The organism is Nocardioides sp., assembly GCF_034670285.1.
GTDB lineage: Bacteria > Actinomycetota > Actinomycetes > Propionibacteriales > Nocardioidaceae > Nocardioides.
Genome location: NZ_JAXMNS010000182.1, coordinates 1 through 7,268, shown reverse-complemented (window position 1 = coordinate 7,268; position 7,268 = coordinate 1). Strand labels below are relative to the sequence as shown.

Below are 7,268 nucleotides of genomic sequence, written 5' to 3'. Positions count from 1 at the left end.
CTCTTTCGTAAAGTGAGTCGGTGCCGCAGATCAAGCCCACGCCGCCCTATATGCTGATGTTATACGCCCTGGTCAGATCGAGCCTGCCTCGACCATGTAATTGTTGGCACTGGGCCCGACCTCCTGGCGCTCCGACGAGACCGTGCGTCGGGCGATCGAGATCCTCGACGGCAACGTCGTCAACCCTGCGATCCTGGCCTTCCAGGGCCGTTCATCCCAGGCGCCGTACGCTGTCGGCTGACCGGCAGACCGGGCAAGCGAGCGACGAGGGGTACGAGGCATGGTGGCCAGCAAGGCTGCGCGCGAGCGGAAGGCGACCAAGGAGGCCGGCGACCTGGGGCTCGTCAAGATCGACCTCGACGCCGAGGGCGGCTTCGCCTACAAGATCGCGTGCCGCACCTGCACGACCAAGACCGCCAAGGGCGCACGCGCGTGGTCGGTCTACCGCCCCGGCGCCGACAACGGCTACCTCGCGGCGATGGACCGGTGGATCTTCCACCTCCACGAGCAGCACGCCGGCGATCCGGCAGCCCAGGCCCCGTGCCTGGCCTACCTCCCCGAGGCGCAGCAGCGCCTCCACGAGCGTCGCCTCGAGCAGGACGGCTAGCGCGACCGCGCCACCGTGATCACCCCCACGCACGTCGTCATCAACGTCGCGCTCGCCCACGGCCGTCGCGGTACGGCGTTCCTCGGCGACCGTCTGCGCCGCCGGCTGTTCGTGCTCGGCGGCCTCGCACCCGACGTCGGGCTCTACGCCCTGACCGCGGGCGCAGCGATCTTCTACCCAGCGGTCCGCGGCCTCTCGCTCGACGAGACCTTCCGGCTGGTCTTCGACGACCTCTTCTACAACGAGCCGCTCTTCCTCGTCGCGCACAACCTGCTGCACGCCCCGCTCGTGCTCGTCGCGCTCGCCGGCGCCGGCACCTGGGCGCGCCGGCGGACGGCGTACACCCGCCTCGGTGGAGCGCTCCAAGCCTTTGCGCTCGGGTGCGCCGTGCACACGGTGCTCGACATCGGGGTGCACCACGACGACGGCCCGCTGCTGCTGTTCCCCTTCGACTGGTCCTACCGCTTCGAGAGCCCGGTGAGCTACTACGACCCGGCGCACTACGGCTCGATCGTGGCTCCCATCGACCTGGCGATCACGGTCGTCGGGTTGACCCTCATCACCGCCGCGTGGGTGCGGCGTCGTCGCGCGCGTCGGCCAGTCGACGCTTGAGCCGGGCGACCTCCGCCTCCAGCGCCACGACCCGGGTGATCCCGGCGAGGTTCAACCCGTCGGCCAGGAGCTCGCGCACGCGATGGAGCTGATCGAGGTCGAACTGGCTGTAGAGCCGGGTGCCGCCCGAGGTGCGCGTCGGAGTGACGAGCCCGTGGCGCTCGTAGACACGCAGGTTCTGCACCTGCATCGACACCATGTCGGCTGCCACCGAGATGGCGTACACCGCTTCGCCGTGGCGCGGCATGGGACCTCCTCGTGTTTTTTCGTGATCCATGCTTGCCTCAGGCTAGCGCATCGGTTATAAAAAACCTGACGTCACGAATATATATTTCTTGACGTCACCACTATCGCTACCGGAGGCGAGAGCCTCCCCCTCATCAGACCAGGAGGACATCATGCTGATCCGCAACACCGACCCGTTCCGCGACCTCGACCGCCTCACCCAGCAGCTCCTCGGCACCACCAGCCGTCCGGCCACGATGCCGATGGACGCCTGGCGCGAGGGCGACCAGTTCGTGATCGAGTTCGACCTGCCCGGCGTCGCCCGCGACACGATCGATCTCGACGTGGAGCGCAACGTGCTCACCGTTCGGGCCGAGCGCCTCGCCCGCAACGGCGACTGGCAGATGCTCGCGAGCGAGCGCACGCGGGGCACCTTCACGCGCCAGCTCGTGCTCGGTGACAACCTCGACCTCGAGAGGATCGACGCGTCGTACGACGCCGGCGTCCTGCGCCTCGTCGTACCGGTGGCCGAGCGGGCCAAGCCTCGCAAGATCGAGGTGACCGACGGCGCCTCGGACCGCAAGGAGCACGCAGCGATCACCAGCTGACCGGCGAGACGGGTCGGTCGCTGCGTGGGACAGGATGTCGCACGTGATCGACTTCGAGCTGACCCGCACCTCCACCGCCACTCCGGAAGCGGTCTTCGACACGCTGACCGACCACGCGTCCTACAAGGACATGACGCCGTTACGCACGAGCGTCCTCGAGCGGCCGGGCGACACCGACACCAACGGTGTCGGGGCCCGGCGTCGCATCGGCGTCGTCGGTCCGACCCAGGTCGAGGAGGTGACGGTCTTCGAGCGACCGACCCGTTTCGCCTACAAGCTCATCAGCGGTCTGCCCGTGCGCGAGCACGTCGGCACCGTGGAGATCACCGCGACTCCCGGGGGGAGCCGGATCGACTACCGCGTGCAGTCGACACCGGCTCTCCCGGGTCTCGGCCTGGTGCTCGCCCCGGTGCTCAAGCAGGCCATCGCGGGCCTGCTCACCGGCGTCATCAAGGCCGCCGAGAAGCGCTGACCACTTCGGCGCCGCGACGAGCGGGCCTCGGAGCAGGAGTCGCTCAGGCGGTCGCCGCGGCACGCCAGAACACGCACCACACGGTGGTGCCGCCGTGGGCGATCTCCGAGCCCCACTCGTCCGAGAGCGACTCCACCAGCTGGAGGCCTCGACCGTGCACCTGCAGCGCCTCGGCGCTCTTGCTCGAGGACACCGCGAACAGCGCCGGTCCGCCGCCGTCGCGCACCGTCACCCCGACCCGGTCGTCGTCCCGCGTCAGACGGATCCACGCCTTGGACCCCGCGTGCATCACCACGTTGGTGACCAGCTCGGAGACGCACAGCACCACGGCGTCGAGGACGTCCTCCTCGACTCCCCACTGCTGCAGCTGCTGACGAGCGAACCGCCGTACGCGAGCCACCGCGACCGGCGTCGCGTCCATCTCGAGGTCGGCCACCTCGTGGTCCGGCTCCCCGGGCTTCTCGGCCTCCGAGTCGTCGGAACCCCCTGGTCCGTCGGGCCGGAGCGGCACCATCGGGCTCAAGGGCCGGCCGGCCTCGCGCAGTTCGGTGGCCGCGCGGGTCGCGGTGAACTCCAGCTGGGCGATCTGCTGGGCACCGAACGGCTGCGGGACGTCGTAGAGGAGCACGATCCCGCCGAGGATGTCGGTGCGAGATCGCAGCGGGACGGCCGCCACAGCGACGATCTCCTCGCCGCGGAGGGACTCCGCGAAGTCGGGGTACTGCGCCGCCATCAGCGCCAGGACTCCCATCACCGGTTTGCCGGTGCGCACGACGCTGGTCAGGGGCTGGTGGTCGTAGGCGTCGATGTGGTCCCAGCGGAGGCCCACCTCGCCGTCCGGCGTGACCTCGAGGTCGCGGTCGCTGCTCGTGAAGCGGAGCCGACGCCCAGCGCCTTCGGACAGGGCAAGGCCCGCACGGCGTGCGCCCGAGACCCGGACGAGTGCGTCCAGGACCTGGGCGACCACCGTGTCGACCTCGGCGCCAGCCCGTACGTGCATACCCCGGACGCTACTCACTCCGTCTACCCCGTGTCTGGTCCAGCCCTCACCGATCGGCGTTGAGGCGCCGGATGTCGGCCAGCAGCGCCTCAGGGTCGCGCACCGAGAGAGTGGCCCCCGGGTGGACGATCCGGCCGGTCGGGTCGATGCCCTTCACCGGCTGGTGGAACTGCACGCACAAGGCGGACCGGGCGTTGGTGGTGAAGCTGATGCCGCGATCGGCGAAGGAGAGGTGCGGCGGCCCGGCCGTCTTGAGGAAGCCGAAGTCACCGGTGAGGGTCGCGTCCTCGATGTTGGACACCGGGGTCCTCAGCCGCCACAGGCCGTAGCGCACCTCGAGTCCCGCGGGCCCGATCTCCACCCAGGCGGTCCGCGGGGTGATCCCGAAGGGCAGCCCGGCCAGGCGGTAGGCCGGCGCGAACTCGAACGGGTGCCGTGTCGTCCTGCTCGACTCAGTGCTCACGCAACGCCTCGATCAGCTCGTCCTTGCGCATGTCGGAGCGGCCCTCGATCTCCAGCTCCGCGGCGCGCGAGCGGAGGTCGTCGACCGTCCAGTCCTCGTAGGACGGCGAGGAGCCGCCGCGCTCCCCGACCTCGGAGCGACCGTCGCGGGCGGCGGCATTGGCGATCCGCGCCGACTTCTCCTTGCTGTTGCCCTCGTCGCGGAGCTTCTCGTACAGCTCGTCGTCCTTGACGCTGGGGCCCGGTTCCTCGTTCTTCGGCATGAGCTCGACGGTAGTTACGGGCCTTGGCGCTCGTCACCGTCCCTGTGGGTGAGGTAGCCGATCCTGCAGCGAGCGCAGGATCAGGAGCATGACGCGATTCGGGTACACGTTGATGACCGAGCAGAGCGGACCGCGCGAGCTGGTCTCCTACGCGCAGCGGGCCGAGGAGCTGGGCTTCGACTTCGAGGTGAGCAGCGACCACTACTCGCCGTGGCTCACCGAGCAGGGCCACGCGCCGTACGCCTGGACCCTCCTGGGCGCCGTGGCCCAGGCCACCTCGCGGGTCGAGCTGATGACCTACGTGACCTGCCCGACCATGCGCTACCACCCAGCCGTGGTCGCCCAGAAGGCCGCGACCCTCCAGCTGCTGGCCGAAGGACGCTTCACCCTCGGGCTCGGCTCGGGGGAGAACCTCAACGAGCACGTCGTCGGGGCCGGCTGGCCGACGGTCGCCACGCGCCAGACGATGCTGGTCGAGGCGATCGAGATCATCCGTCGACTTCACACCGGCGAGCTCACCGACTTCCGGGGCGAGCACTTCCAGGTCGACTCGGCTCGCGTCTGGGACGTCCCGGATGACGGCGTCGACCTCGCCGTCGCCGTCTCGGGCGCCCGCTCGGTCGAGCGCTTCGCCCCGATTGCCGACCACCTGGTCGCCGTCGAGCCGGACCACTCGCTGGTCACGGCATGGAACGACGTCGACGGAGCCACCAAGATCGGCGCGAACGGCGCCCGTGCCATCGGCCAGATCCCCATCTGCTGGGCTCCGGACGTCGAGCGTGCGACCGCCGTCGCCCACGAGCAGTTCCGGTGGTTCGCCGGCGGCTGGTCCGTCAACGCCGACCTCCCGACGCCCGCCGGCTTCGCCGGCGCGACGCAGTTCGTCACCCCCGACGACGTTGCCGCCAACATCCCGTGCGGACCCGACCTCGACGCCATCGTCGAGAAGGTGATGGCCTTCAAGGACGCGGGGTTCACCGACGTCGCGGTGGTGCAGGTCGGTGACGCGTTCCAGGATCAGTTCCTGGCCGAGGCCGCGGGTCCGCTGCTCGACAAGCTCCGCGCCGCCGACTCCTGAGGTCAGAGGGTCGCGACCGACCCCGAGTCGACGCGGTAGTTGGAGCCGTTGACAAAGCTGGCCCGCTCGGAGCACAGGAAGGCGATCACCGACGCCACCTCCTCGGGGAGGCCGCGACGGCCGAGCTCCATGTAGGGGCGCTCCTCGTCGAGGAAGGAGTCGATGGCGCCGTCCATGTCGGTGCCCTTCTCGTCGGCACGCTTCTCCATCATCGCGTCGGTCATCGGGGTGTTGATGAACGCCGGCGAGACCGAGTTCACCAGCAGCCCCTCGTCGGCGTACGAGCGCGAGAGGCCCTTGGCGAACGAGAGCAGCCCGGCCTTGGACGCGCAGTAGGGCAGCTCGTCGTCGTAGGGCTGGACGGCGTCCTCGGAGTTCACGTAGACGATGCGACCCCAGCCGCCACGGCGGAGCGCCGGGAGAAGGGCGCGCGTCACGCGGACGGCGGAGAGCAGGTTGGTCGTGATCGCCTCGACCCAGTCGTCGTCGCTGATCTCGTGGAACGCGCCGGTGGCTCCCGTGATGCCGGCACCGTTGACCAGGATGTCGATGTCGCCCACCTGCTCGGCCACCTTGGCGGCCAGCTCGACGGCGGCGGCGTCGGTGGAGAGGTCCTGCGCGATGAGCACCGGCACGCTGCGGCGCTCACCCAGCCACGCACGGGCCTCCTCGAGGTCATCGGCGGACTGGTCGGACATCACCACCGTCACCCCCTCGTCGAGCAGCGCGGCGGCGGTGTGACGGCCGATGCCTCCGGCCGCTCCGGTGATCAGGGCAGTGCGTCCTGCAATCTCGAGATCCATACCTCCAGCAGACCAGCCCTGCTCGGCGAGCAGGCCACCCACGAGGGTGGACATGACAGGCTGAGGCGGTGACGTCGGACACCCAGGGCTCAACCGAGGCGACTGCACCGACGCCGCGGCCCGTCTCCTTGACCCGCACCCTGCTCCTGCTCGAGGTGCTGCTCGTCCTGGCCGTCTCGCTGGGCCGTTCGGCGATCTACTCGGTCGTCAGCCTGATCGAGTCGCTCACCGCTCCCGGCGACCTGAACGACCAGGCCGCCGTCCTCAACCCCAGCCTGGCCCCCGACCGTCCGTGGCTCGACCTGACCTACCAGCTGCTGGCGTCGTCCTTCCGCGTGATGCCGGCGCTGCTGGTGATCTACCTCCTCTACCGCACCGGCGACCAGGTGCGCGCGATCATGGTCGGCCCCGACCGCCGGGGCCGCGACGTGCTCCGAGGCGCCGCGCTCGCCGCAGGAGTCGGCAGCGTCGGTGTCGTCTTCTACGTCGTCACCCGCGAGCTCGGGATCAACCTGACCGTCGTGGCCGCCGACCTCCCCGACGTCTGGTGGCGCTACCCGATGCTCGTGCTCTCGGCGCTCTCGAACGCCGTGCTCGAGGAGGTGGTCGTGCTGGGCTACCTGCTCACCCGCCTCGACCAGCTCGGGGTCCGGCGCGGCACCGGCATCGTCATCAGCGCGCTCCTGCGCGGCGGCTACCACCTCTACCAGGGCATCGGCGGCTTCCTCGGCAACGCCGCGATGGGCCTGCTCTTCGGCTGGCTCTACACCCGCTGGGGCCGAGTGACCCCGTTCGTCGTGGCCCACACCTTCCTCGACATCGGCGCGTTCGTCGGCTACGCCCTCCTCGTCGACCGAGTCTCCTTGCTCTAGCACCCGTTGGTGGGGTACGACGGCGCTAGCGTGAGATCGTGGAGCCCGCCCTGACTGCCTTTGCCCTGGCCGCCGTGCTGCACGCCGGCTTCCAGGCCACCGTCACCGCGCTGGTCTACCCGGCACTCGCACGGGTCGGCCGCGAGCACCCCGACGAGTGGCGCGGCGCCCACGAGCGACACTCACGCACGATCGTCGTCCTGGTCGGCGTCGTCTACGTGCTGCTGCTCGTCACCGGCGTGTGGCTCCTGACCAGCGGGCCGGGT

At 70.0% G+C, this 7,268-nt stretch carries 12 protein-coding genes and 1 pseudogene; 8 read left to right on the top strand and 5 right to left on the bottom strand.

The annotated features are described in order from the left end of the window. Positions 1-103 precede the first annotated feature (103 nt). From VOI19_RS10610 to VOI19_RS10600, 3 genes are read left to right on the top strand one after another with little or no spacing between them, the layout of a single operon-like run. Positions 104-241 (top strand): hypothetical protein, encoded by a 138-nt coding sequence (locus tag VOI19_RS10610; protein ID WP_323792933.1) that lies wholly within the window; start codon positions 104-106, stop codon positions 239-241. A gap of 39 nt (positions 242-280) precedes the next feature. After that, the gene (locus VOI19_RS10605; protein WP_323792932.1) at positions 281-607 is read left to right on the top strand and encodes a hypothetical protein; all 327 of its coding nucleotides are present in this window, start codon (positions 281-283) and stop codon (positions 605-607) included. Between the two features lie 15 nt (positions 608-622). Continuing rightward, positions 623-1,219, top strand: a complete 597-nt coding sequence (locus VOI19_RS10600) for a hypothetical protein (RefSeq protein ID WP_323792931.1) — start codon at positions 623-625, stop codon at positions 1,217-1,219. Here VOI19_RS10600 and VOI19_RS10595 read toward each other — a convergent pair. Further along, positions 1,167-1,466, bottom strand: a complete 300-nt coding sequence (locus VOI19_RS10595) for a MerR family transcriptional regulator (RefSeq protein WP_323792930.1) — start codon at positions 1,464-1,466, stop codon at positions 1,167-1,169. The genes VOI19_RS10600 and VOI19_RS10595 overlap by 53 nt on opposite strands. 151 nt (positions 1,467-1,617) lie before the next feature. Between VOI19_RS10595 and VOI19_RS10590 the strand changes: the two genes are divergently transcribed. Both VOI19_RS10590 and VOI19_RS10585 read left to right on the top strand, forming a co-directional pair. Then, positions 1,618-2,052, top strand: a complete 435-nt coding sequence (locus VOI19_RS10590; RefSeq protein WP_323792929.1) for an Hsp20/alpha crystallin family protein — start codon at positions 1,618-1,620, stop codon at positions 2,050-2,052. 43 nt (positions 2,053-2,095) lie between these two features. Continuing rightward, positions 2,096-2,524 (top strand): SRPBCC family protein, encoded by a 429-nt coding sequence (locus tag VOI19_RS10585; RefSeq protein WP_323792928.1) that lies wholly within the window; start codon positions 2,096-2,098, stop codon positions 2,522-2,524. Between the two features lie 43 nt (positions 2,525-2,567). On the opposite strand, the gene VOI19_RS10580 is transcribed toward VOI19_RS10585, so the two are convergent. From VOI19_RS10580 to VOI19_RS10570, 3 genes are read right to left on the bottom strand one after another with little or no spacing between them, the layout of a single operon-like run. After that, positions 2,568-3,524 (bottom strand): ATP-binding protein, encoded by a 957-nt coding sequence (locus VOI19_RS10580; protein WP_323792927.1) that lies wholly within the window; start codon positions 3,522-3,524, stop codon positions 2,568-2,570. A 46-nt stretch (positions 3,525-3,570) separates the two neighbouring features. After that, a complete protein-coding gene (locus VOI19_RS10575; RefSeq protein ID WP_323792926.1) occupies positions 3,571-3,987 on the bottom strand; it encodes a hypothetical protein in 417 nt (138 codons plus the stop codon). Further along, a complete protein-coding gene (locus VOI19_RS10570; RefSeq protein ID WP_323792925.1) occupies positions 3,977-4,249 on the bottom strand; it encodes a Rho termination factor N-terminal domain-containing protein in 273 nt (90 codons plus the stop codon). The genes VOI19_RS10575 and VOI19_RS10570 overlap by 11 nt, the downstream gene beginning before the upstream one ends. 88 nt (positions 4,250-4,337) lie before the next feature. Between VOI19_RS10570 and VOI19_RS10565 the strand changes: the two genes are divergently transcribed. Continuing rightward, a complete protein-coding gene (locus tag VOI19_RS10565; protein WP_323792924.1) occupies positions 4,338-5,327 on the top strand; it encodes a TIGR03557 family F420-dependent LLM class oxidoreductase in 990 nt (329 codons plus the stop codon). Positions 5,328-5,329: 2 nt separating this feature from the next. On the opposite strand, the gene VOI19_RS10560 is transcribed toward VOI19_RS10565, so the two are convergent. Next, entirely contained in the window at positions 5,330-6,130 is an 801-nt protein-coding gene (locus tag VOI19_RS10560; protein WP_323792934.1) for an SDR family NAD(P)-dependent oxidoreductase, read from the bottom strand. A gap of 68 nt (positions 6,131-6,198) precedes the next feature. On the opposite strand from VOI19_RS10560, the gene VOI19_RS10555 reads away from it, so the two are divergent. Continuing rightward, positions 6,199-7,002 (top strand): type II CAAX endopeptidase family protein, encoded by an 804-nt coding sequence (locus VOI19_RS10555; RefSeq protein ID WP_323792923.1) that lies wholly within the window; start codon positions 6,199-6,201, stop codon positions 7,000-7,002. A 38-nt stretch (positions 7,003-7,040) separates the two neighbouring features. Further along, positions 7,041-7,268, top strand: a pseudogene (locus VOI19_RS10550) (hypothetical protein); the annotation flags it as partial.

Coding starts and splice junctions, on each gene's coding strand:
- VOI19_RS10605 (WP_323792932.1), top strand. CDS start 281: ATGGTGGCCAGCAAGGCTGCGCGCGAGCGGAAGGCGACCAAGGAGGCC.
- VOI19_RS10595 (WP_323792930.1), bottom strand. CDS start 1,466: ATGCCGCGCCACGGCGAAGCGGTGTACGCCATCTCGGTGGCAGCCGAC.
- VOI19_RS10590 (WP_323792929.1), top strand. CDS start 1,618: ATGCTGATCCGCAACACCGACCCGTTCCGCGACCTCGACCGCCTCACC.
- VOI19_RS10580 (WP_323792927.1), bottom strand. CDS start 3,524: ATGCACGTACGGGCTGGCGCCGAGGTCGACACGGTGGTCGCCCAGGTC.
- VOI19_RS10570 (WP_323792925.1), bottom strand. CDS start 4,249: ATGCCGAAGAACGAGGAACCGGGCCCCAGCGTCAAGGACGACGAGCTG.
- VOI19_RS10565 (WP_323792924.1), top strand. CDS start 4,338: ATGACGCGATTCGGGTACACGTTGATGACCGAGCAGAGCGGACCGCGC.
- VOI19_RS10560 (WP_323792934.1), bottom strand. CDS start 6,130: ATGGATCTCGAGATTGCAGGACGCACTGCCCTGATCACCGGAGCGGCC.